Origin of the sequence: Streptomyces avermitilis MA-4680 = NBRC 14893, from assembly GCF_000009765.2 — a bacterium.
Lineage (GTDB): Bacteria > Actinomycetota > Actinomycetes > Streptomycetales > Streptomycetaceae > Streptomyces > Streptomyces avermitilis.
Window position 1 is genome coordinate 4323105 of the sequence record NC_003155.5, and the last position, 22770, is coordinate 4345874.

The 22770-nt window shown below is 72.4% G+C and carries 21 protein-coding genes; 13 read left to right on the plus strand and 8 right to left on the minus strand.

All coding sequences use genetic code 11. The annotated features are described in order from the left end of the window. Positions 1 to 157: 157 nt before the first annotated feature. The 3 genes from SAVERM_RS18035 (at position 158) to SAVERM_RS18045 (ending at position 3733) form a co-directional block, all read left to right on the plus strand. Complete coding sequence (locus SAVERM_RS18035) at positions 158 to 1090, plus strand: RNA polymerase sigma factor SigF (RefSeq protein ID WP_037644898.1); 933 nt, start codon at positions 158 to 160, stop codon at positions 1088 to 1090. A 385-nt stretch (positions 1091 to 1475) separates the two neighbouring features. After that, entirely contained in the window at positions 1476 to 3068 is a 1593-nt protein-coding gene (locus SAVERM_RS18040; protein ID WP_037644897.1) for a ricin-type beta-trefoil lectin domain protein, read from the plus strand. Between the two features lie 89 nt (positions 3069 to 3157). Then, positions 3158 to 3733 carry a hypothetical protein gene (locus tag SAVERM_RS18045; RefSeq protein ID WP_010984923.1) on the plus strand — a complete coding sequence of 192 codons (576 nt, stop codon included), beginning with the start codon at positions 3158 to 3160 and terminating at the stop codon, positions 3731 to 3733. Between the two features lie 18 nt (positions 3734 to 3751). Here SAVERM_RS18045 and hutI read toward each other — a convergent pair whose 3' ends face one another. From hutI to hutU, 4 genes are read right to left on the minus strand one after another with little or no spacing between them, the layout of a single operon-like run. Then, positions 3752 to 4996: an imidazolonepropionase gene (gene hutI, locus SAVERM_RS18050; protein ID WP_010984924.1), complete on the minus strand. Its 1245-nt coding sequence runs from the start codon at positions 4994 to 4996 to the stop codon at positions 3752 to 3754. 35 nt (positions 4997 to 5031) lie between these two features. Then, a complete protein-coding gene (locus SAVERM_RS18055; RefSeq protein ID WP_010984925.1) occupies positions 5032 to 6366 on the minus strand; it encodes a formimidoylglutamate deiminase in 1335 nt (444 codons plus the stop codon). After that, complete coding sequence (locus tag SAVERM_RS18060) at positions 6363 to 7604, minus strand: allantoate amidohydrolase (RefSeq protein WP_010984926.1); 1242 nt, start codon at positions 7602 to 7604, stop codon at positions 6363 to 6365. Before SAVERM_RS18060 ends, SAVERM_RS18055 begins: the two co-directional genes overlap by 4 nt. After that, positions 7601 to 9265, minus strand: a complete 1665-nt coding sequence (hutU, locus tag SAVERM_RS18065; protein ID WP_010984927.1) for a urocanate hydratase — start codon at positions 9263 to 9265, stop codon at positions 7601 to 7603. Before hutU ends, SAVERM_RS18060 begins: the two co-directional genes overlap by 4 nt. Before the next feature lie 150 nt (positions 9266 to 9415). Between hutU and SAVERM_RS18070 the strand changes: the two genes are divergently transcribed. The 5 genes from SAVERM_RS18070 (at position 9416) to SAVERM_RS18090 (ending at position 13601) form a co-directional block, all read left to right on the plus strand. Then, positions 9416 to 10828, plus strand: a complete 1413-nt coding sequence (locus SAVERM_RS18070; protein WP_042493223.1) for a type III PLP-dependent enzyme domain-containing protein — start codon at positions 9416 to 9418, stop codon at positions 10826 to 10828. Positions 10829 to 11135: 307 nt separating this feature from the next. Beyond that, positions 11136 to 11531 (plus strand): hypothetical protein, encoded by a 396-nt coding sequence (locus SAVERM_RS18075; protein WP_010984929.1) that lies wholly within the window; start codon positions 11136 to 11138, stop codon positions 11529 to 11531. Then, complete coding sequence (locus SAVERM_RS45580) at positions 11528 to 12652, plus strand: hypothetical protein (RefSeq protein WP_010984930.1); 1125 nt, start codon at positions 11528 to 11530, stop codon at positions 12650 to 12652. The genes SAVERM_RS18075 and SAVERM_RS45580 overlap by 4 nt, the downstream gene beginning before the upstream one ends. A 38-nt stretch (positions 12653 to 12690) precedes the next feature. Beyond that, positions 12691 to 13212, plus strand: coding sequence for a roadblock/LC7 domain-containing protein (locus SAVERM_RS18085; RefSeq protein WP_010984931.1), 522 nt, complete (start codon positions 12691 to 12693; stop codon positions 13210 to 13212). Between the two features lie 14 nt (positions 13213 to 13226). Then, positions 13227 to 13601: a roadblock/LC7 domain-containing protein gene (locus SAVERM_RS18090; protein WP_010984932.1), complete on the plus strand. Its 375-nt coding sequence runs from the start codon at positions 13227 to 13229 to the stop codon at positions 13599 to 13601. A 7-nt stretch (positions 13602 to 13608) separates the two neighbouring features. On the opposite strand, the gene SAVERM_RS18095 is transcribed toward SAVERM_RS18090, so the two are convergent. The 3 genes from SAVERM_RS18095 to SAVERM_RS18105 all read right to left on the minus strand — a co-directional run bounded on the left by SAVERM_RS18095 (position 13609) and on the right by SAVERM_RS18105 (position 16873). Continuing rightward, on the minus strand, positions 13609 to 14193 hold the full coding sequence (locus tag SAVERM_RS18095; RefSeq protein ID WP_010984933.1) for a hypothetical protein: 585 nt from the start codon (positions 14191 to 14193) through the stop codon (positions 13609 to 13611). 185 nt (positions 14194 to 14378) lie between these two features. Next, positions 14379 to 15239, minus strand: coding sequence for a MurR/RpiR family transcriptional regulator (locus SAVERM_RS18100; protein WP_010984934.1), 861 nt, complete (start codon positions 15237 to 15239; stop codon positions 14379 to 14381). Further along, positions 15236 to 16873 carry an aromatic amino acid ammonia-lyase gene (locus SAVERM_RS18105; RefSeq protein ID WP_107083274.1) on the minus strand — a complete coding sequence of 546 codons (1638 nt, stop codon included), beginning with the start codon at positions 16871 to 16873 and terminating at the stop codon, positions 15236 to 15238. Before SAVERM_RS18105 ends, SAVERM_RS18100 begins: the two co-directional genes overlap by 4 nt. 142 nt (positions 16874 to 17015) lie before the next feature. Between SAVERM_RS18105 and SAVERM_RS18110 the strand changes: the two genes are divergently transcribed. The 5 genes from SAVERM_RS18110 to SAVERM_RS18130 all read left to right on the plus strand — a co-directional run bounded on the left by SAVERM_RS18110 (position 17016) and on the right by SAVERM_RS18130 (position 20875). Then, positions 17016 to 18053 carry an ABC transporter ATP-binding protein gene (locus tag SAVERM_RS18110; RefSeq protein ID WP_037644895.1) on the plus strand — a complete coding sequence of 346 codons (1038 nt, stop codon included), beginning with the start codon at positions 17016 to 17018 and terminating at the stop codon, positions 18051 to 18053. After that, positions 18050 to 18691, plus strand: a complete 642-nt coding sequence (locus SAVERM_RS18115) for an ABC transporter permease (protein ID WP_010984937.1) — start codon at positions 18050 to 18052, stop codon at positions 18689 to 18691. The genes SAVERM_RS18110 and SAVERM_RS18115 overlap by 4 nt, the downstream gene beginning before the upstream one ends. Next, a complete protein-coding gene (locus SAVERM_RS18120; protein WP_037644894.1) occupies positions 18691 to 19389 on the plus strand; it encodes an ABC transporter permease in 699 nt (232 codons plus the stop codon). The genes SAVERM_RS18115 and SAVERM_RS18120 overlap by 1 nt, the downstream gene beginning before the upstream one ends. Positions 19390 to 19409: 20 nt before the next feature. Beyond that, positions 19410 to 20348: an ABC transporter substrate-binding protein gene (locus SAVERM_RS18125; protein WP_010984939.1), complete on the plus strand. Its 939-nt coding sequence runs from the start codon at positions 19410 to 19412 to the stop codon at positions 20346 to 20348. Between the two features lie 101 nt (positions 20349 to 20449). Then, positions 20450 to 20875 (plus strand): hypothetical protein, encoded by a 426-nt coding sequence (locus SAVERM_RS18130; RefSeq protein WP_010984940.1) that lies wholly within the window; start codon positions 20450 to 20452, stop codon positions 20873 to 20875. 398 nt (positions 20876 to 21273) lie between these two features. On the opposite strand, the gene SAVERM_RS18135 is transcribed toward SAVERM_RS18130, so the two are convergent. Next, the gene (locus SAVERM_RS18135; RefSeq protein WP_010984941.1) at positions 21274 to 22668 is read right to left on the minus strand and encodes a cystathionine beta-synthase; all 1395 of its coding nucleotides are present in this window, start codon (positions 22666 to 22668) and stop codon (positions 21274 to 21276) included. Between the last annotated feature and the right edge of the window lie 102 nt (positions 22669 to 22770).

Genomic DNA, 22770 nt, shown 5'->3' on the forward strand with positions numbered 1-22770 from the left:
AACTTACCCAAATCGGACATATCATCACGCAGCGCACTTGCGAGGGGCTCCCGAAAGCAGGTAGGGCTAGTAGGGACACCCAATCGACACGGCCGGCTTTGGAGGCGCCGCACACCGCAGTGCACGTATTGGCATCGGCGGCCATATGCCGAGAACGATGGAGGACATCATGTCACCCCGGCTCGACGAATCGCATACCCAGCGGGCGACGTCGACACGCCCTCCGGAAAACCTGGAGCACGCATCCCTCGCGGAGCACGACGGGTTCCCCGGGGAGCGCGACGTACTCGCCGGACTTCCCGAGATCCCCCCGTACGACGAGGTGGGGCCGGTCGACGCACGAGCCCTGTCCAAGACGCTCTTCGCGCGGCTGGAGTCCCTCGAAGAGGGCACCCACGAATACTCGTACGTCCGCAACACCCTGGTCGAACTCAACCTCGCCCTGGTGAAGTTCGCCGCCTCCCGGTTCCGCTCCCGCAGCGAACCGATGGAAGACATCATCCAGGTCGGCACGATCGGCCTGATCAAGGCGATCGACCGCTTCGAACTGAGCCGCGGCGTCGAGTTCCCCACCTTCGCGATGCCGACGATCGTCGGCGAGATCAAGCGTTTCTTCCGTGACACGTCCTGGTCCGTGCGCGTACCGCGCCGACTCCAGGAACTCCGCCTCGATCTCGCGAAGGCCGGCGACGAACTCGCCCAGCGGCTCGACCGCGCCCCGACCGTGAGCGAACTGGCCGAGCGGCTCGGCATCTCGAACGGCGAGGTCGTCGAGGGGATGGCCGCGTCCAACGCGTACACGGCGTCGTCGCTGGACGCGCAGCCCGAGGAGGACGACTCCGAGGGCGCGCTCGCGGACCGCATCGGGTACGAGGACCACGGGCTCGAAGGCATCGAGTTCGTCGAGTCGTTGAAGCCGCTGATCGCCCAACTCCCTTCGCGGGACCGGAAGATCCTGTCCCTGCGGTTCGTGGCGAACATGACGCAGTCGGAGATCGGCGACGAGCTGGGCATCTCGCAGATGCATGTGTCCCGGCTGCTGTCCCGGACGCTGGTGCGGCTGCGCAAGGGACTGACGGTGGAGGAGTAGGGACTCCTTCGGACCGCGGTGACTTCTGCGGTCGCGGTTTTGTGGGGTGTGCTGAGCGGGGCGTGCCGAGCGGCGCGCGCCGAGTGCGGCAAGGGTCCGGTGTCCGGCGGCGGCCGGGTGCCGGACGACTGCTGTCCGGCCGTGGCCGGGCTCCGGATACCGGCCGCCGCTCCACCGCCCCTCCGCTCCACCGCCCCCCCGCTCGACCGCTCCCGCCACTCCCGCCGCTCCACCGCTCCACCGCTCTCCGTGCACTTACCGTGGGTTACCTCTTTCCCCGCGGGTTGCCTTCCATCACTATGGTCACCCCCCATACCCGCCGGTACGTGTGCGATGTCTCAGGCATGCCCGGCGGCAGAGCCAGGGGGTGCGAGGAGGCAGGGGGATGGCACGGGCCGACCGGGGCGACGGCGACGGTGACGCCGAGGCCGAGGACGGTAGACACAGCACGGCGTCCGACGCGCGGCTGACCCAACTGCTGCGCACGGACACCGCGACCGCGTATCCGGCGCTGCGTGAACTGCGCACCCGGCACCGGCCCGCGGTCCTCGGATACGCGCGCCTGTGCACGGTGGACGACGCGGCGGCACGCCGGCTCACGGCGCAGGCGTTCGCGCTCGCCGCCCGCGACACAGCCCGCGGCTCCGACCCGCGCGGGCCCTGGCGACACCAACTCCTGCTGCTGGCGGGCCGCGTGGCCGCGTCCTGGGCGGCGGACGAGCGGGCCGCCCGCCTCGACCCGGACCTGCTCGCACACCTCGGTGCGGCGGGCTCCCGCGCACAGGTGCCGCCGCTGCTCGCCGCGTTCCAGTCGCTTCCGTCCCGGGTCCAGGGCGTCGTCTGGTACGCCGTCGTGGAGGGCGAACCCGACGACCGGACGGCCGACTTCGTGGGACTCACCCGCGAGGACGTCACGTACGGCACGGAACCGGCGTTCCAGAGCCTGCGCCAGTCCTGCCTGACGACCCGGCTGGCCGCCTCCGACGATCCGCGGTGCCAGGACTTCCGGCGGCTGATCGAGGAGTCGGTGCGCCCGGACAACCCCCGCTACAGCGCGGACCTGCACGCCCACATGGTGCACTGCGTGTACTGCGCCACCGCGTACGACGAACTCTCCGCCCTGCGGGACGACCCGCGTACGGCGCTGGCGGCGGGTCTGCTGGCCTGGGGCGGCGCGGCGTACGTCACGGGCGGGGCGGTGACCCGGCGGGCGGTCGCCGGCGGCCCGGGCCCCTCCGGACCGGGGCCGGGCGACCCCGGTCCCGGCCCGGCCCCGGGCTGGTGGCCGTCCCGCCGCTTCGTACTGGCGTCGACGGCACTCGGCGTGGCGCTGATCCCGTTCCTGGCCTACCTCCTCGTCTCGGGCGGCCCGGAGCCGGAGCGGGCGGCCAACGCCGTGGCCACCCCGTCCCGGCCGCCCGCGGTGACGGTGACGGCGACCGTCTCGGCGACCCCGTCCCCCTCGCCGTCGCACACCGCCGGCAAGTCCCCGAAGCCGTCGAGGAGTCCGTCGGCGTCGAAGACGACGCGTCCCCCTTCCCCGAAGCCCAGCCCGAAGCCCCCCGCTCCCCACCCGCCGAACGGCTCCTTCGCCCAGGTGGTGAACGCCGACTCGGGCCTCTGCCTGGACATCCGCGACGGCGTGATGGACCTGGGCACGGACGTCGTCACGGCCCCCTGCACCTCGTCCCGCACGCAGCGCTGGCGGGTCGACACCGCGCGAGGCGTCCTCCAGTCGTCCGAGGACCCGGACTTCTGCCTGGACAGCCGCGGCTCCACGGACCGGGGGGTCGGCATCTGGGAGTGCGGCGCGGTGTACGGGCGCAACGGCCGGAACCTGCGCTTCACGGTCGACGCGCAGGGGGTCATCCGCCCGGCCGTCGCCCCGGACCACGCGGTCACCCCGTACGGGGACGCGCTGTTCCTGGTGCCGGCCGAGGGCCGCGCCGCACAGCGATGGCGGGCGGGGGCGGCCTGAGACCCGGCCGGCCTTTGCGCCTGTAACCCAGGCCCTGGTAGACAGGACCGCCGTGTAGGCATGTACACACCACGGGGGATCTACAGCGCATGACCGGCATCGTCGTCTTCTTTTTCGTGGCCGCCGCCCTTTTCGTGGCCCTGGGCCTCGCCGACCAACGCAAGCTGTACTGGCGTTTCGCCGCCAGGCGTTACCGCGATCCGGAGGCCAACGAGCCGTCGGACAGCGCGTACGCATGGCAGCGGGTGCTCATCTTCATCGCCGCGGCCGTCATGGCCTTCCAGGGGTTCAAGGCGCTCGACTTCGCCGACGACAACTCGTGGAGTGCGGGCGAGCTCGGCCAGGCGGTCGAGCAGGCGGCCTCCGCCCTGGAGGAGGAACCCCACATCGACGACGAGTACTCGGACTACTCCGACCTGATCGAGCAAGAAGTCGAGGACGCGGGCGAGGACATGGGCCCCGGGTACGCCGTGAACGTCGAGCCGGCCGACTCGCGGGACGACTACGAGATCACGGCCGAGGGCACCGACGCCGCCTACTGCATGAGCGTCTCCCAGAAGGAGTCGGACGAGGGCGGTTTCACCGTCCCGGGCGTGGGCGACCAGCAGGGCACCTACGTTCCCGAGTACGACCTCAGTGCCACCACGGCCGAGGGCGCCTGCTGAACCCGCCGGGGCCGGCCGTCAGCGGACCCGGCGCCCTCGCCGCCACACCTCCGACACCAGCGGAACCCCCGGCCGGTACGCCAGGTGGACGTGGCTCGGGGCGTCGAGGAACGCCAGGTCCGCGTAGGCGCCCGGGGTGAGGTGGCCGATGTCCTCGCGGCGCAGGGCCGCCGCGCCGCCCGCCGTGGCCGACCAGAGCGCCTCGTCCGGGGTCATGCCCATGTCCCGTACCGCGAGGGCGATGCAGAAGGGCACCGAGGACGTGAAGGAGGAGCCGGGGTTGCAGTCCGTGGACAACGCGACCGTGGCGCCCGCGTCCAGGAGACGGCGGGCGTTCGGCCACTCGGCGCGCGTGGAGAACTCGGCGCCGGGGAGGAGGGTGGCGACGGTCCGGCCGCTCGCGAGGGCGTCGACGTCCGCGTCCGTCAGGTGGGTGCAGTGGTCCGCGCTCGCCGCGTCCAGCTCCACCGCGAGCTGGACGCCCGGGCCGTACGACAGTTGGTTGGCGTGGACGCGGGGGTGGAGGCCCTTCGCCCGGCCCGCCGTCAGGATCGCCCTCGCCTGGTCGCCGTCGAAGGCGCCCTTCTCGCAGAAGACGTCGATCCACCGGGCGTGCGGGGCGCAGGCGTCCAGCATCTCGCCGGTGACCAGGGCCACGTACGCGGCCGGGTCGTCGGCGTAGTCCGGCGGGACGATGTGCGCGCCGAGGTAGGTCACCTCGTCGGTGTGCGCGGACGCGATGCGCAGCGCGCGGGCCTCGTCCTCGACCGTCAGGCCATAACCCGACTTCGTCTCGAAGGTGGTCGTGCCCTGCCGCAGGGCCTCGTCGAGGTAGCGGGTGAGGTTCGCCTCCAGATCCGCGTCGCTCGCGGCCCGGGTGGCCGCGACGGTCGTGCGGATGCCGCCCGCCGTGTAGCTCCGGCCCGACATACGGGCGTTGAACTCCTGGGTGCGGTCGCCCGCGAAGACGAGATGCGAGTGGGAGTCGACGAAGCCGGGGATCACCGCCCGGCCACCGGCGTCGACCCGGTTGTCAGTGGCGGGTGCTTTGCTTGATTCACCGATCCACGCGACCCGGTCGCCGTCGATGACGACGGCCGCGTCCTGGATCAGACCGAGAGGGGATGCTCCCCCACTCTCGAATTTACTCGAGCGGGGGGACCCCCGTCCGAAGGAGGGGGAGTTGGTGACCAGGCCGGCGATGTTGGTGATGACCGTGCTGCCTGTGCCGGCGGTGTGGGCTGTGGTGACTGTGCTGCTCATGGGGTCCTCGTGGGTGGCCGGGCTGGGGGTGCGGGTCACGCGCGCAGGGCTTCGACGGCGTCCGCGAGTGCCGACGGCACGTCGGGCACGAGCGCGTGCGCTCCGTCGCGTACGACATGACGTCCGCCCACGACCGTGTGGCGCACGTCGGCCGCCGTCGCGGCGAATACGGCCGTCTCGGCGCCGAGCCGCGGCAGCGGTCCCGCTGTTCTGACCGAGTCGAGCGCGACCGTCGTGAAGTCGGCGAGCGCGCCGGGCTCCAGGGTGCCCGCGTCGTCCCAGCCGAGGGCCGCGTGGCCGTCGGCCGAGGCCGCCCGCAGAAGGGCCGCCGCCGTCCAGTGACCCCGGGTACGGGTGCGCAGACGCTCGTTCAGCTCCATCGCGCGGGCCTCTTCGAGGAGGTCGATCACGGCGTGGCTGTCGGAGCCGAGGGAGAGCGGGGAGCCCGCGCGCTGGAGGGCGACGGCCGGGCCGATGCCGTCCGCCAGGTCCCGCTCCGTCGTCGGGCACATACAGGTGCCGGTCGAGGAGCCGCCGAGCAGCGCGATGTCCTCGTCCGTGAGGTGGGTGCTGTGGACGCCGGTGGTACGCGGCCCGAGGACCCCGTGGTCGGCGAGCAGCCGGGTGGGGGTGCGGCCGTGCGCCTCCTGGCAGGCGTCGTTCTCCGCCGTCTGCTCGGACAGATGCACATGGAGCGGGGCCCGCCGCTCCTCGGCCCAGCGCGCCACCGTCGCCAGCTGTCCGGCGGGCACGGCACGTACGGAGTGGATGGCCGCACCGATCCGCGCGTGATCACGGTCCTTGAGAACTGAACAGCGTTCCGCCCAGGCGTCGGCCGTGCCGTCGGAGAAGCGGAGCTGATGGGCGTTGGGCGGTTGTCCGAAGCCGGAGGAGAGATACGCGGTGTCGAGGAGGGTGATCCGGATGCCGGCGTCGGCGGCGGCCGCGATCAGCGCCTCGCCCATGGCGTTCGGGTCGGCGTACGGGGTGCCGCCCGGGGCGTGGTGCACATAGTGGAACTCGCCGACCGCCGTGACCCCGGCCAGCGCCATCTCCGCGTACACGGCGCGGGCCAGCGCGTGGTACGTGTCCGGGGTCAGCCTGTCCGCGAAGGCGTACATGACCTCGCGCCACGTCCAGAAGGTGCCGCTGCCCACCTGGACGGTGCCGCGCAGGGCGCGGTGGAAGGCGTGCGAGTGGGCGTTCGCCAGTCCGGGGAGGGTGAGACCGCGCAGGATCTCGGCGCCGGGGGGCGGGGTGCCGACGCCCGTGCGGACGGCCGCGATCCGGCCCTGTGCGACCTCGACGGACACCCCCGGCTCGACGGCGGGGTCGAGCCAGGCGTGCTCCAGCCAGTACGTCTGCGTCACCTGCGGGCCAGCCCTTCCAGTACGTCGGCGAGTGCGGTCACCCCGGCCACGCAGTCGTCCTCGGCGGCGTACTCGGCCGGGGAGTGCGAGACGCCCGTGGGGTTGCGTACGAACAGCATGGCGGTCGGAATGGTCCCGGAGAGGATTCCGGCGTCGTGTCCCGCGCCGGTGCCCAGCACGGGGACCTTGAGGTCCGCGCCCGTGCCGGCGCCCGTTCCCGTGTCTCTGCCGAGGATGCGGGCGAGTTCGTCGCGCAGGGCGTGGTCGAACTCGACGACGGGGGTGAACGACTCGCGGACGACGTCGAGTTCGATGCCGTGGGCGTCGGCGTACTCGCGGGCCGCCTTCTCGACGCCGGTGACCACCGTGTCGAGGGTCCGCTGGTCGGCGGCGCGGGAGTCCAGCCAGCCGCGGACGAGGGAGGGAATGGCGTTGACGCCGTTCGGCTCGACGGCGATCTTGCCGAAGGTGGCGACCGCACCGGCGAGTCGGGCCTCTCGGCGGGCCGCGAGGACCGTCTCCGCGTACGACAGCATCGGGTCCCGGCGGTCCGCCAGGCGGGTCGTGCCCGCGTGGTTGGCCTCGCCCCGGAAGTCGAAGCGCCAGCGGCCGTGCGGCCAGATGGCGCTGGCGATGCCGATCCGGTCACCGCTGAGGTCGAGGGCGCGGCCCTGTTCGACATGCAGTTCGACGAAGGCGCCGATACGGGCGAGCCGCTCGGGGTCCGGGCCGATGGTGCCGGCGTCGTACCCGGCCCGCTCCATGGCCTGCGGGAGGGTGACGCCGTCGGCGTCGGTCAGCCGGTGCGCCTGCTCGACGGTGAGCTGTCCGGCCGCGAGCCGGGAGCCGACGCAGGCGAGCCCGAAGCGGGCGCCCTCCTCGTCCCCGAAGTTCACGAGGGCGAGGGGCTTGGCGAGCGTGACCTGGCGCGCGCGGAGTTCGTCGAGGGCGGCGAAGGAGGACACCACCCCGAGGGGGCCGTCGAAGGCGCCGCCGTCGGGGACGGAGTCCAGGTGAGACCCCGTGACCACGGCGTCCCCCGCGGTGGGGTCGCCCAGCCAGGCCCACTGGTTCCCGTTCCGGTCCAGCTCGTACGTCAGCCCCCGGGACTCGGCCTGCGCCTTGAACCAGGCCCGGCAGTCGGCGTCGGCGCCGGTCCAGGCGAAGCGGCGGTAGCCGCCGGAGGCGGAGCTGCGGCCGATCGGCAGCAGCTCCGCCCACATGCTGTGGAAAGTCACGCGTCGTCACCCTCGCGCATCGGGACGCGCACGCCGCGCTCGTCGGCGACGGACTCCGCGATGTCGTAGCCGGCGTCGACGTGCCGGATGACACCCATGCCGGGGTCGTTGGTCAGCACGCGGCGGATCTTCTCGCCGGCGAGCTCGGTGCCGTCGGCGACGGAGACCTGACCGGCGTGGATGGAGCGGCCCATGCCCACACCGCCGCCGTGGTGGATGGAGACCCAGGAGGCGCCGGAGGCGACGTTCACCATGGCGTTCAGCAGCGGCCAGTCGGCGATCGCGTCGGAGCCGTCGAGCATGGCCTCGGTCTCGCGGTACGGGGAGGCGACGGAGCCGCAGTCGAGGTGGTCGCGGCCGATGGCCAGCGGGGCCTGGAGTTCGCCGCTCGCCACCATGTCGTTGAAGCGCTCGCCCGCCTTGTCGCGCTCGCCGTAGCCGAGCCAGCAGATACGGGCGGGCAGGCCCTGGAAGTGGACGCGCTCGCCGGCCATCTTGATCCAGCGGTGCAGGGACTCGTTCTCCGGGAAGAGCTCGAGGAGCGCCTTGTCGGTCTTGGCGATGTCGGAGGCCTCGCCGGACAGGGCGGCCCAGCGGAAGGGGCCCTTGCCCTCACAGAAGAGGGGGCGGATGTAGGCGGGGACGAAGCCGGGGAAGGCGAACGCGCGCTCGTATCCGGCGAGCTGGGCCTCGCCGCGGATCGAGTTGCCGTAGTCGAAGACCTCGGCGCCCGCGTCCATGAAGCCGACCATGGCCTCGACGTGCCGGGCCATGGACTCCCGGGCGCGGGTGGTGAAGCCCGCCGGGTCCTTCGCGGCGTACGCGGCCATGTCGTCGAAGTCGACGCCGACGGGGAGGTAGGCCAGCGGGTCGTGGGCCGAGGTCTGGTCGGTCACGATGTCGACGGGGGCGCCCTCGGCGAGCATGCGGGGCAGCAGCTCGGCGGCGTTGCCGAGGAGGCCGATGGAGAGCGGACGACGGGCGTCGCGGGCCTCCACCGCCAGCTGCAGGGCGTGCTCCAGGGAGTCGGCCTTCACGTCCAGGTAGCGGTGCTCGATGCGGCGCTCGATGGCGCGCGGGTCGACGTCGATACAGATCGCGACGCCGTCGTTCATCGTCACGGCGAGCGGCTGGGCGCCGCCCATGCCGCCGAGTCCGGCGGTGAGGGTGATCGTGCCGGCGAGGGTGCCGTTGAACTTCTTGGCGGCGACGGCGGCGAACGTCTCGTACGTGCCCTGGAGGATGCCCTGCGTGCCGATGTAGATCCAGGAGCCGGCGGTCATCTGCCCGTACATGGTCAGGCCGAGGGCCTCCAGACGGCGGAACTCCTCCCAGTTGGCCCAGTCGCCGACCAGGTTGGAGTTGGCGATGAGGACGCGCGGGGCCCACTCGTGGGTCTGCATGACGCCCACCGGGCGGCCGGACTGGACGAGCATCGTCTCGTCCTGCTTGAGGGTCCGGAGCGTACGCACCATGGCGTCGAAGGAGCGCCAGTCGCGCGCCGCCTTGCCGGTGCCGCCGTAGACGACGAGCTTGTCGGGGTGCTCGGCGACCTCGGGGTCGAGGTTGTTCTGCAGCATCCGCAGGGCGGCTTCCTGCTGCCATCCCAGGGCGCTCAGTTCCGTACCGCGCGGCGCTCGTACGGGGCGGGGTCCTGACATGGTCTGCCTCCTAGCGGACTTATGCAGTAGATATTCACATCCTGACTTCCTGAATAGAGCTAGTCAATACATGGGGCGTGCAAGCGCCGGGGTGTCGGGGGATGTTTGCCTGGACATATGGGCGCGGAACGCGACAGGACGGGGGATGCGATGGGTGCCACCGACGCGAGGGACAACGGGGCGGGCGGGAGCACGGGGAACGCGGGCGAGACCGACGCCGCGCGGGTCGCCCGGCGGGACGAAGCCGTGCGGGCCGCCGTCGGACAGGGGCTTCTCGGCGCGGACGCGCCCATCGTCGCCCTCCTCGACGTCGCCGGGATCCGGGGCTCGGCGGCCGCGCTGCGGGCGGCCTTCGACGCGGTGGTCGCGCCGGGCACGCCGGTACTGCACGCCTTCGCCGTGAAGGCGACCCCGCTGGTGCCCGTACTGCGGCTGCTCGGGGAGGCGGGCATCGGGGCGGAGGTGGCGAGCCCCGGCGAGCTGGCGCTGGCACAGGCGGCGGGTGTGGCGCCGGAGCGGACCGTCCTCGACTCGCCCGCCAAGACCCCCGCCGAGCTGCGGGAGGCGCTGGCACTCGGGATCGCCGTCAACGCGGACAATCCGCAGGAGCTGGACCGGATCGACGCGCTCGTGCGGTCGGCGCCCAGCGGCTCACCGGTCGGGATCCGGGTCAATCCACAGGTCGGAGGCGGTTCGATCGACGCGTTGTCGACGGCCACGGCCACCTCCAAGTTCGGGGTCGCCCTGCGGGACGAGGGAGCCCGTGAGTGGATCCTGCGCGCGTACGCGGACCGCCCCTGGCTGACCCGGCTGCACGCGCACTCCGGTTCGCAGGGCATGCCGCTGTCGCTGATGGCGCGGGGCATCGCGGAGACGTACGCGCTCGCCGAGGAGATCAACCGGCACGTGGGGCGGCGGCAGATCGACACGATCGACATCGGCGGCGGGCTGCCGGTCAACTTCGGCTCCGACGCCACGACACCGACCTACGCCCGGTACGCGCGACTGCTGGCGGAGTCGGTACCGGGGCTGTTCGACGGGCGGTACGGGCTGGTCACGGAGTTCGGGCGGTCGCTGCTCGCCAAGCACGGGACCGTGGTCGCGCGCGTGGAGTACGCGAAGAGCGCGGGCGGGCGGGCCGTCGCGGTCACGCACGCCGGGGTGCAGGTCGCGACCCGCACGGTGTACGCGCCGGCTTCGTGGCCGCTGCGGATCACCGCGTACGACGCGAAGGGGCACCCCAAGGCGGGGCCCGAGGTGGTGCAGGACGTGGCGGGACCGGCCTGCTTCGCGGGCGACCTCCTCGCCGTGGGACGTGCGCTGCCGTTGCTGGAACAGGGCGATCACGTGGCCGCGCTGGACACGGGCGCGTACTACTTCGCCCACCACTACGCGTACAACTCCCTGGCCAGGCCCGGCATCTACGGCTTCGCGACGGGCGGCGTGGGCGGCGGCGCCGGCGGGAGCGGGGTCCGCTTCGCGGTCGTACGGGAACCGCAGGCCGTCGAGGAGATCGTGATGGAGTCGGGCGGGGGGCACGCTTCGGCGCTCTCGGCGCTGTGAGTCCCCCGGTCCCCTGACCGGCGCGCATCGGTACGGCGCACGCGCCGATGTGCGCGGCGCACCACACCAGGTCGCGCGCGGCACACCGCACGCCGTCATGCACGGCGCCCGCATACCCGCACGTCAGCCCACCGGTCGACCCGCCGGCGCCCCATGACCCCAACAGGCCTGTAAAAGAGCCCAGTTGACCCACCTTAGTCATTCGGGGGCATGTTCCACTGGAAAATGCCGGATCGCTCACCCCTCGCGCACACGTTGCGTAGCTTCGTTGTCACTCAGCCGTACCCGAGGCGGGAGGGGAGCCACGGTGCCCGGAATCGACGAGTGCTTGCTGGAAGCCATGCGACTGCCCGGTGCCCGGGGTGCCTCGGTGGTCGACTGGACCAGCGGGCTCGCTCTTGGCACCGTCGGGGACTCCCCCGGCGGTGACCACGAGACGACGGCGGCGGAGGCCGCCGAGCTGGCCCGACTGGCCGCCGAGCACCGGGCGTTCGCACCGGAGGAGGGTTCCGACTGGTCCGGGCAGGTACCGGTCGAGGACCTGATCATCAGCAACCGGGACAGCTACCACGTGCTGCGGTTCGTACCCACCACCTTCGACAGCAGCGTGTTCCTGCATCTGTGGCTGGCCCGCGCGGACGGCAACCTCGCGCTGGCCCGCATCCGGCTCGGCGAGATGGCGGGGCGGCTGGTGCTGGGATGACGACCGTCAGAACACCTCCGCCGCCCCCGCTGCCCGTACGGCAGCGGGCGGAGGCCCCGGCCACCGGCCTCTCGCCGATGCTGAGCCGCCTCGCCGCCGAGCGTGCCACGGGCGTACTGGTGCGCGAGCGCGGCAGCCTCTATCTGTCCGAGGGCCAGGTGGTGCACGCCGAGAGCCCCGCGACGCCCGGCCTCGACGTGCTGCTCACCGTGCGCGGCGCGCTGAACGCCGAGGGCTGGCGCGAGGCGGTCGCCGAGGCGGGCGCGCGGCGGCTGGTGGGGCGGTTCCTGGTCGACCGGGGCCGGATCTCGAAGGGCGCGCTGGAGCTGTGTCACCTGGGAGCGTTGTACGACGCGGCGTACTTCGTGCTCGGCCCCAGCAGCGCCCCGTCCCGCTTCCGCTACGGGGCGGCGCACTGGCTCGGCCCCGTCCACCCGGTGCCGGTGGCCGCCGTGGAGCGCGAGACCCTGCGCCGCCGCGAGCTGCTGCACCGCATCTGGCCCGACCCGGCGACCGACGACGCCCCGCTCGTACGGATCGAGCGCCTCGACGAGCCGACGGTCGCGCCCCGCCAGGCCGCGGTGCTCGGCCGGGTGGACGGCACACGCACGGCGGCGGACATATCCCGCGCACTGGGCAGACCGGCCTTCCACACCCTGGTCGACCTGCGTCGCCTGGCCGCCGCGGGCATCGTGGCGCCGGCCCCGGGGGCGGAGGTACCGGCGTGCCACGAGGAGCGGGAGCGGTTCGACGCGGCGATCCCGGCGGAGGCACGGGCCGCGCTAGGGGCGACGTCCCCGGCCGGAGCCCCTCCGGGACCCGCGCCGGTCACCCCGGCCGCGACGACCCCGGCCCCGGACACTCCAGCCCCGGCCACCTCGGCCGGCACCGCCACCGCGCGGACCACGCCGCCCGCGCCGCCCGCGCCCCCGGTAGCCCCTCCGGCCCCCACAGCCCTGCCGGCCCGCGGCACCCCGCCCCTCACACTCGCCCCGCCCGACCCGCTCGCCCCGCCCGACACACCCACCCCGCCCGACCCGCTCGCCCATCTCGCCCTGACGTCGACCGACCCCGACGTCTCTCTGCTGCGTCGGCTCCGTGACGCCCTGGAGGCCCTGTGATCCGCGCGCTCCGACAGCGTGCCGAGAGGAGACTACTGATGGCGGCCGAGGCCGAAGTCCTCGACGAACTCCACCGGTTGAGGTCCCGTGTGCCCCAGCTGACCGGTGCGCTCGCGGCCAGCGTCGACGGTCTGGTCCTCGCCCAGGACACCCCCGGCGTCGACCCGGACAGCCTGGCCGCGCTCACGGCGGCCGCGCTGGGCGTCGCGCTGCGGGTGACGGACGCCACCGGGCAGGGCGACTTCCGCGAGCTGCTGGTCCGCGGCGTGCACGGCTATGTGGCGACGTACGCCGCCGGAGGCACCGCCGTCCTGACGCTGCTGGCCCAGGACCGGGTCAACGTCGGCCGCCTGCACCTGGAGGGCCGCCGCGCCGGCACCCGGATCGGGGAGCTGATCGAGGCCGCGGCGGCCCGCGCCGAACCGGCGCCGCAGACACCCGCGGCCAAGGCACCCGCCAAGGCCGTCGCCAAGTCCGCCACCCCGCGGACCAGAACCGCGCGCGCTCCCGCGAAACCCCGCACCACCACGAACGCGCGCACCACCACCACGGAAAGCTGAAAGGACACCCCGTCATGACCAACACCGAAACCGCGTTGAAAGAGGCCCTCGCCTCCATCGAGGGCGCGACCGGAGCCGCCCTCGTCGACTACACCACCGGAATGGCGCTCGGCACGATCGGCGGCAGCAAGAGCTTCGACCTCACCGTCGCGGCCGCGGGCAACACCGATGTCGTACGCGCCAAGCTCCGCACCATGGAGCACCTCGGGCTCAAGGGCGAGATCGAGGACATCCTGATCACGCTGACCGACCAGTACCACCTGATCCGGCTGATCACCGGACGTGGGGGCAACGGCCTGTTCCTCTATCTGGTGCTGGATGCCAAGCGGGCCAACCTGGCGATGGCCCGGCACCAGTTGAAGAGGATCGAGGCGGACCTGGAGGTCTGACCCAGGCCTACACCAGTGCGTCGGTGCGGCGACGCGCCCCGCCCGGGGCCGCGTCGCCCGCCGCGATGCCCGTGCTGCGGTAGACCTTGACCGCCTTGCCCGCCGGTCGTCCGCCATGTGCGCCGAGCCAGTCGACGCGCACCCACAGCAGGGCGTCGCCGGCCCGCTCGCGCCGGCCGAGCCAGGCCGCCTTGAGCCGCAGTCCGGTGCCGAGCCCGGCCAGCAGCATGCCCCCGGCGGCGGGCACGGCGAAGGAGCTGACCAGCGCGGCCACGAAGGCGAGCAGCAGCCACCAGCGATGGCCCCGGCGCCAGTTGCGGACGGTCACGGCGCGGTCCTGGAGCACATCGTGCTTGCCCGCGCGTGCGGCCGCGGCGGCCAGGGCGGTGTACCGCTTCCGGCTCCCGTACGTCACGACGGCGGCCGCGACGAGGAACAGCACGGCCCCGGCCATGACGCCGATCCGGCGTCCGGTCAGCCCCGGTACGAGCACTCCGACGCCCGCCGCGAACGCCCCGCACCACCACAACGGCGCGGCTCCGGCCCTCACCACGACGGCCACCCGAGCCAGCCCCTGCCCTCCGCGCGCCATGCCCTGCCTCCTCAGGTCCCCGACTGTCCGCGGGCAGGCTAACGAGCGAAGGTGAGACGAATCTGAGAACCACGGACGAGGAGAGGACGGGTCCGCTCCCCCGGCATCCCCTCGCCGAGGCCCACTCCCCCGCGACAACCCCTCCGCCGAGGCCCACTCCCCCGCGACAACCCCTCCGCCGAGGCCTACTCCACGAACAACCCCTTCGCCGCCGCCCGCGCGTCGAACTCCTCCAGGCGTGCCTGCGCGTCCGGCAGGTCGTCGCACATGGCCTCCAGCAGTACCCGGCCGAGCAGCATGGGGGCGCACGCCGTGTCGAAGGCGAGGCCCGTGCCGACGGCGGCGGGCAGCAGCAGGTCGGACACCTTGGCGACCGGCGCGAACGCGGAGTCCGCGACCGTGACGACGGTCAGCCCGGCCTCCCTCGCGTACGCCAGCGTGTCCACGACCTCGCGCGGATGCCGCGGCAGCGCGAAGCACAGCAGCGCGCTCGCCCCCGCCCGGACGGCCGCGTCGATACGGTCCTGGACCATCGTGCCGCCCTCGTGCAGCAGCCGTACGTCCGGATGGACCTTGGCGGCGAAGTAGGCGAAGCCGTACGCCTGGGAGGCCGCCGCCCGCAGCCCGAGCACCGGCAGCGGGCGGGACGCGGCGAGCAGCCGCCCGGCACGCGCCAGCGGTCGCGGGTCGGCCAGCAGCTCCGCCAGATGCTTCAGGTTCTCGATCTCGGCCTCGACGGCCTGCTGGTACTCGTTGTACGAGGAGGTGTCCGGGGCCTGTTCGGCGGGCGCGACCTCGCGCAGATGCTTGCGCAGCGCCGGGTAGCCGTCGAAGCCGAGCGCCACCGCGAAGCGGGTGACGGACGGCTGGCTGACCCCGGCCAGCTCCGCCAGCTCCACGCTCGACAGGAACGGCACGTCGGCGGCGCGCCGCACCATGCTGTGCGCGATGCGCCGCTGGGTCGGTGTCAGCCGGTGCCCCTCGAAGAGCGCCTGAAGCCGCCCGGCCGGACTGTCCGTCATTTCCGTGTCCCTGTCCCCGCTCATGACTCGCTCCCCCTCCAGATCTCCGTGAACCGGTCGAGCAGTGCGGCCGCGGCCGTCACGTCGTCCGTGAGCGGCCGGTCGGCCGGCTCCGGGTCGAGCACCGACTCGGCGAGCTCCAGCGCCCGGCCCACCGGCAGCTCCGGGTCGGGCCGCAGGTCGCGCTGGCGCAGCGCCCGTACGGCGGCGACCAGTTCACAGCCGACGACGAGACGGTACGCGTCGCACGCCCGCAGCGTCTGGCGTGCCGCGAGCGAGGCGAAGCTGGCCTGTTCCTCGACGCCCCGGGAGAGTACAGCGTGCCCGAGCGAGGCGGGCGCGGAGAACGCGCGCAGATCGCCGAGGGCGGCTCCGGCGGCGTACTCCAGGATCATCACGCCGGAGGAGGCGGGCTCGTGGTCGGCGAGGAAGGGGCGCAGCCGGGTGTACGCGGGCTCGTTCAACGTCGACAGCCTGGACGTCGACAGGCGCGCCACCTGGGTGATGGCCAGCCTGAAGTGGTCGAGGGCCAGGGCGAGTTGGGCCTGGTAGAAGCCGCCGTGGTGGTAGGCGGCCAGGTCCCCGGGGGAGATGAGGGGGTTCTCGGCGGCGGCGTTGATCTCGACCGCGAGGACCGCTTCGAGCGCGTCGGCCGCCTCGTGTGCGGGGCCGTGGATCTGGGGCAGACAGCGGAAGCCGTACGGGTCCTGGATACGGCCGAGGGGCGGGGTCGGCCGGTCGGCGGCGCCGATCAACTCCCGCATGATCCGGGCGACTTCGGCGGAGCCGCGGTGCGGGCGGGCGGTGTGCACGGGGGCGGCGTACGCCTCGTGCGAGCCGTCGACCGCGAGCAGCGAGAGCGCCGCGACGACCTGGGTGGCGCCGATGAGCCCGCGCAGCTCGTGCAGCGCGAGCGCGGACTGGCCGAGGGTGAGGGCGTTGCTGCTGATGAGCGCGAGGGCGTCGTTGTTGTCGAGGAGCTGGGGCTCCGGAGCGCCGATCTCCCGCGCGGACGCGCCCCGCCGAAGAGCGCGCACGCCTCCCGCGTACCGCCCACCCGAAGCCCCTGCCCCCGGCCCACCGGAAGTCTCCGACCCCAACCCCCCGGAAGTCTCCGCCCGTCGCCACGGATGCTCCCCCGCGAGCGCCAGTCCCACCTGGGCCAGGGCCGCGATGTCGCCCGTGCCCACCGAGCCGAACTCGTTCACGACGGGGTAGGCCCCGTTCTCCAGCGCCTCGCACAGCGCCGTGACCACGGTGGGCCGCAGCCCCGCGCCGCCGGCCAGCAACTGGTTGACCCGCACGGCCAGCATCGCCCGCACCTGCCGCGCGGGCAGCTCCGCCCCGATGGCCCCGGCATGGCTGCGCAGCAGCCGGAGTCCGTGCCCCGCGGCCGCCTCCGTGGGCACGTCCTCGTTCCGGTTCGCGCCCACTCCGGTGGAGCGGCCGTAGACCCGGCCGGTCGCGGCGATCTGCCGGGCCGCGTCCCAGGACTCCTCCACCCGCTTCATCGCTTCGGTGCCGGGAACCGGCCGCGAAGCCCCGTCGGCGAGGCACACGACGTCGGAGACGCCGATTCCACAGCCGTCGAGGACCACGATCCCGGTCGACGCGGGGCTCACTTCCACGGTCGACGTATCCACGATCCGAGACGACATCACGCGCAAACTCCCCTCAACCCGGACATCGGATCTTGCCTGGCGGTCATAAGTAACCAGCGCTTAACGCCGGACCATTGACAATCTATTCAGACACCGAGAACTCTGCATGACGATATGCAGGCCGGGCAAGGGACACCTCATGATCCAGTTCGACGCGGTCCACAAACGCTTCCCGAACGGAACGACAGCAGTCCACGATCTCTCCCTGGAGATGCCGGAAGGCGGTGTGACCGTCCTCGTCGGATCCTCCGGTTGCGGTAAGACGACCACGCTCAGGATGATCAACCGGATGGTCGATCCGACCTCCGGCACCATCCGGGTCGGCGGCCGGGACATCCTCGAACAGGACGCCGCCGAGCTGCGCCGCTCCATCGGTTACGTCATCCAGCAGTCGGGGCTCTTCCCGCACCGCACGGTGCTCGACAACATCGCCACCGTGCCGCTGCTCCTCGGCTGGGGCCGCCGCAAGGCACGGGCCCGGGCGGCCGAGCTCCTCGACACCGTGGGCCTCGCCGCCGACGCCGGCCGGCGGTACCCGCACCAGCTCTCCGGCGGCCAGCAGCAGCGCGTCGGAGTCGCCCGCGCCCTCGCCGCCGACCCGCCGGTCCTGCTCATGGACGAGCCGTTCGGCGCGGTCGACCCGGTCGTCCGCACCCAGCTCCAGGACGAACTCCTGCGCCTCCAGAAAGAGCTGAGCAAGACCATCGTCTTCGTCACGCACGACATCGACGAGGCGGTCCGGCTCGGCGACCAGATCGCGGTCTTCCGCACCGGCGGCCACCTCGTGCAGTGCGCCTCGCCCGCCGAACTGCTGGCCCGCCCGGCGGACGACTTCGTGGCGGACTTCCTCGGCGCCGAGCGCGGCCTCAAGCTGTTGTCGCTGACCACGCTCGCCGACGTCCCGCAGGGCCCCGCCCCCGAGGGCGGCGCCTGGACCCTCGTCCTCGACGAGGCCCGCCGGCCGCAGCACTGGCGTTCGAAGGACGGTGCCGAACTCCCCGTACGACCGCTCAGGGACCGCGACTCGCTGCTCGCCGCCCTGAACGAGTCGGTCGCCTCCCCGAACGGGCTGACGGTCCGTGTCGACGCGGACGGAGTCCTCACCGGGGTGTCGTCCCGCGACGACATCCACGAGCACGCGGGCCGGGCGCACAGCGAAGCGAGCGTCGCCGCGTGAGCGTCGACTGGTCGTGGATAGGCGACCACACCGACGACCTCACCGGTCTCACCCTCTCCCACCTCCAGGCCGCCCTGACCGCCGTCTTCTTCGGCCTGCTGATCTCCCTCCCACTGGCGGTGATCGCCCACCGGATCCGCCCGCTGCGCGGCTTCCTGCTCGGCCTGTCGAACGTGCTGTTCACGATCCCGTCGATCGCGATCTTCGTCCTCCTCCTGCCGGTCTCGGGGCTGACCCGCACCACGACCGTCATCGGCCTGACCGTCTACACCCTGGTCGTTCTGCTGCGGAACACGGTCGAGGGCCTCGACTCGGTCCCGGTGAAGACGAAGGAGGCCGCCAAGGCGATGGGCACCCGCCCGCTGCGCACCCTCCTCACCGTCGAACTCCCCCTCGCCCTCCCCGTGATCATGGCGGGCGTCCGGATCGCGACGGTCATGTCGATCTCCCTGGTCTCCGTGGCGACGTACATCGGAGACGGCGGCCTCGGCCAGCTCTTCACGGACGGCTTCCAGCGCAACTTCCCGACGCCGGTGATCGTGGGCGTCGTACTGACGATCCTGCTGGCCCTGGTCGCGGACGCGCTCCTGGTGGCGGTCCAGTACGCACTCACCCCGTGGAAGAGGCGGCGCGCCTGATGTACGAACTCTTCAAGAACCTCGGCGCCTGGCTGGTCAGCGGCGACCAGTGGACCGGCCCGGACGGCATCGCGCACCGCCTCGCCGAGCACCTCCAGTACTCGCTGCTCGCCACCCTCGTCGCCGCCGCGATCGCGCTGCCCGTCGGCCTGCTGATCGGGCACACCGGGCGCGGCGCGTTCCTCGCCATCAACCTCGCGTCCTTCGGCCGCGCGCTGCCCACCGTGGGCCTGGTCGTGCTCGTCTTCCTGGCCAGCGGTCTGTCGATGTGGCCGGTGTACATCGCGCTGGTCGCCCTCGCGGTCCCGGCGATCGTGACGAACACGTACGCGGGCATGACCGCCGTCGACCCGGATGTGAAGGACGCCGCGCGCGGGCAGGGCATGCGCTGGCACCAGGTCCTCTTCCAGGTGGAGCTTCCCCTCGCGCTCCCGCTGATCATGACGGGTCTGAGGCTCGCGCTGATCCAGGTCGTCGCGACGGCCACGATCGCCGCGTACGTGTCCTTCGGCGGCCTGGGCCGCTATGTCTTCGACGGCCTCGCCCAGCGCGACCTGGTCCAGGTCCTGGGCGGCGCGGTGCTCGTCGCCGCGGTCGCCGTCGTCCTCGACCTGGCGCTCTCCGCCCTCCAGCGCTTCCTCTTCCTCCCCCACTCTCGGCTTCGCTCGAGCGGGGGGACCCCCACCCGCACCGCCTAGGCCTCAGGGAACCCACCGAAATGAATCGTCGTACTCTCCTCGGCGGCCTGTTCGCGGCCGCCTCCGTCCCCGCCCTCGCCGCGTGCAGCAGCGGTATCACCTCCCTCGACAGCCAGGGAAGCGGCGGCTCGGGCGGCGGCTCCAGCAAGGGCGGGGTCATCATCGGCACCGCCAACTTCACCGAGAACCAGGTCCTCGGCCACCTCTACGCGGCCGCCCTGGAGGCGGCCGGCGTCAGGACGACGGTCCGGCCCAACCTCGGCACCCGCGAGATCCTCATCCCCGCGCTCAGGGGAGGCGACATCGACCTGCTCCCCGAGTACCAGGGCGCCCTGCTGCACTACCTCGCCCCGAAGGCGACGGCCACGGAGGAGGGCGCGATGCAGAACGCCCTCACCGTCGCCCTCCCGTCCGGCCTCCAGGTGCTGCCGTACGGGATGGCCGAGGACTCCGACGCCTTCGTCGTCACACGGGCGACGGCGAAGAAGTACGGCCTGTCCTCCCTCGCCGACCTGAAGAAGCAGAACGGCGAGCTGGTCATCGGCGCCGCCGCCGAGGTGAAGAAGCGTCAGGTCGGCGTGGTCGGCCTGAAGGACGTGTACGGGGTGGAGTTCAAGGAGTTCAAGTCCCTGGACTCCTCCGGGCCGCTGGTCAAGGGCGCCCTGAGGAAGGGCGACGTGGACGTGGCGAACCTCTTCACCACCGACACCGACATCCAGGCCAACGACTGGGTGGTCCTGTCCGACCCCAGGAACCTCGTCCCGGGCCAGCACGTCGTCCCGCTCATCGCCGACCGCAAGGCCGACTCCACGGTCCGCAGGGCCCTCGCCGAACTCGGCAACGTCCTCACCACCGCCCAGCTGACCGAGCTCAACCGCCAGGTGGACAAGGACAAGAAGGACCCGGAGGACGTGGCGAACGCGTACGCCGAGCAGCACGGGCTGGTGAAGAAGAAGTAGGAGAAGAAGCGGGAAGGGGGGCCTGCGGGGGTGCGGCCCAGCTCGAACAGGGGGGCTACCCCCAGTGCCGCGGCGACCACGGCACGCCTACCGTGAGCGCCATGACCGGTATGGATGCCCGCGACGCCGAACTGAAGAAGGAACTCGACGCCACCCTGCACGCGCGCAGGGAGCTGGGGGACGAGTACGAGTCCGCGCTGGTGGACTCGTTCCTGGAGAAGGTGGATCAGCGCATCGACGGCGCGGTCGACCGCCGGGTGCGGCGTCAGCTGGCCGAGCAGCAGATGGTGGTGGCCCGTGGCGCACGGTCCCCGCAGGCCACGGACTCCTGGGGTGAGCGCTTCGGCTTCGGCATCGTCTCGCTCGTCCTCGCGATCCCCCTGTCCGCGATCGGCGCCACCGCCCACCTCCCCGGACTCCTGATCACCTGGATGGGCATCGTGGGCGTCAACGTGGTGCAGGCGATGCGCGTGTTCCCGTCCTTCGGCCGCCGCGGCGACAAGCCGGAACCGGACTGGGAAGGCTAGGACCGGCCTGCTGCCGGGAAAGTGTTGCGCGGGGACCGCCGCACCCCCGTTACCGGGGGGCGGGACGACGGCGGTCCCCGCGAGGGACGCGGGCCGGGTCAGGGCCAGGCTTACGCGTCCGTGGCGTCCATGGAGGTCCGGGAGCCGCTCCGGAGGTCCTTGGCGCCGTTTTCGGTGCCGGCCGGGGCGGGGAGCCGCTCCCGCCCTGCCGACATCCACCAATGTGCCGGACGCGTGTTAAGCGGGTGCTGCGCGGACGTGACGCGCTCGTACCACTTCTACGAAGTTCCGTGCCATGCCCCGCCGGACGGACCCGAAGACCCGCCCGCCGGACGGACGGACCGGATGAGCCGCCCGCCGGACGGACCCGAAGGTCCGTCCGGCGGGCGGGGCCGCGGCTACTGCTTGCCGCCGCCCTTGGCCAGGAACGACAGCAGGTCCTGGCGGCTGACCACACCGGTCGGCTTGCCCTCGACGAGGACGATCGCCGCGTCGGCCGTGCCGAGGACGGACATCAGGTCCCCGACGGGCTCGCCTGAACCGACCTGCGGCAGCGGCGCGGACATGTGCTTCTCCAGCGGGTCCTGCAAGGAGGCGCGCTGCGTGAACAGCGCGTCGAGCAGCTCGCGTTCGACGACCGAGCCGACGACCTCGGCGGCCATGACGTCCGGGTGGCCGGCGCCCGGCTTCACGATCGGCATCTGCGAGACGCCGTACTCGCGCAGCACCTCGATCGCCTCGCCGACGGTCTCGTCGGGGTGCATGTGGACGAGGGAGGGGATGGAGCCGCCCGCCTTGTCGCTGAGGACGTCGGCGACGCGGGCGCTGGGCCCGGAGTCCTCGAGGAAGCCGTAGTCGGCCATCCATTCGTCGTTGAAGATTTTACTGAGGTACCCGCGCCCGCTGTCGGGCAGCAGCACCACGACCACGTCGTCCGGCCCGAGCCGCTCGGCGACCCGCAGCGCGGCGACGACGGCCATGCCGCAGGAACCGCCGACGAGCAGCCCCTCCTCCTTGGCGAGCCGCCGCGTCATCTGGAAGGAGTCCTTGTCGGACACGGCGACGATCTCGTCCGCGACCGTGCGGTCGTACGCGGTCGGCCAGAAGTCCTCGCCGACGCCCTCGACGAGGTACGGGCGCCCGGAGCCGCCGGAGTACACGGAGCCCTCGGGGTCGGCGCCGACGACCTGGACGCGGCCCTCACTGGCGTCCTTCAGGTAACGCCCGGTACCGGAAATGGTCCCGCCGGTGCCCACGCCCGCGACGAAGTGGGTGATCTTCCCCTCCGTCTGCTCCCACAGCTCGGGGCCGGTGGAGTGATAGTGCGAAAGGGGGTTGTTCGGGTTGGAGTACTGGTCCGGCTTCCACGCACCGGGCGTCTCGCGCACGAGCCGGTCCGAGACGTTGTAGTAGGAGTCGGGGTGCTCGGGGTCGACGGCGGTCGGGCAGACCACCACCTCGGCCCCGTAGGCACGCAGCACATTGATCTTGTCAGTGCTCACCTTGTCGGGGCACACGAAGATGCACTTGTACCCCTTCTGCTGCGCGACGATGGCGAGCCCGACACCGGTGTTTCCGCTGGTCGGCTCGACGATCGTGCCACCGGGCTGCAAAGCGCCGCTCTCCTCCGCGGCCTCGATCATCCGCAGGGCGATGCGGTCCTTCACGGAACCGCCCGGGTTGAAGTACTCGACCTTCGCGAGGACGGTCGCCTGAATGCCCGCGGTCACGCTGTTGAGCCTCACCAGCGGGGTGTTGCCGACGAGACTGATCATCGAGTCGTGGAATTGCACCGTTGTCTCCGGAGCTGCAAAGAAGTGGTCGTTAGGTCCCGCCAGCCTACGGCCCCCTACACGCGTTCACGTGCCGTTGAGATTGGCCGACCGCCTCTACGG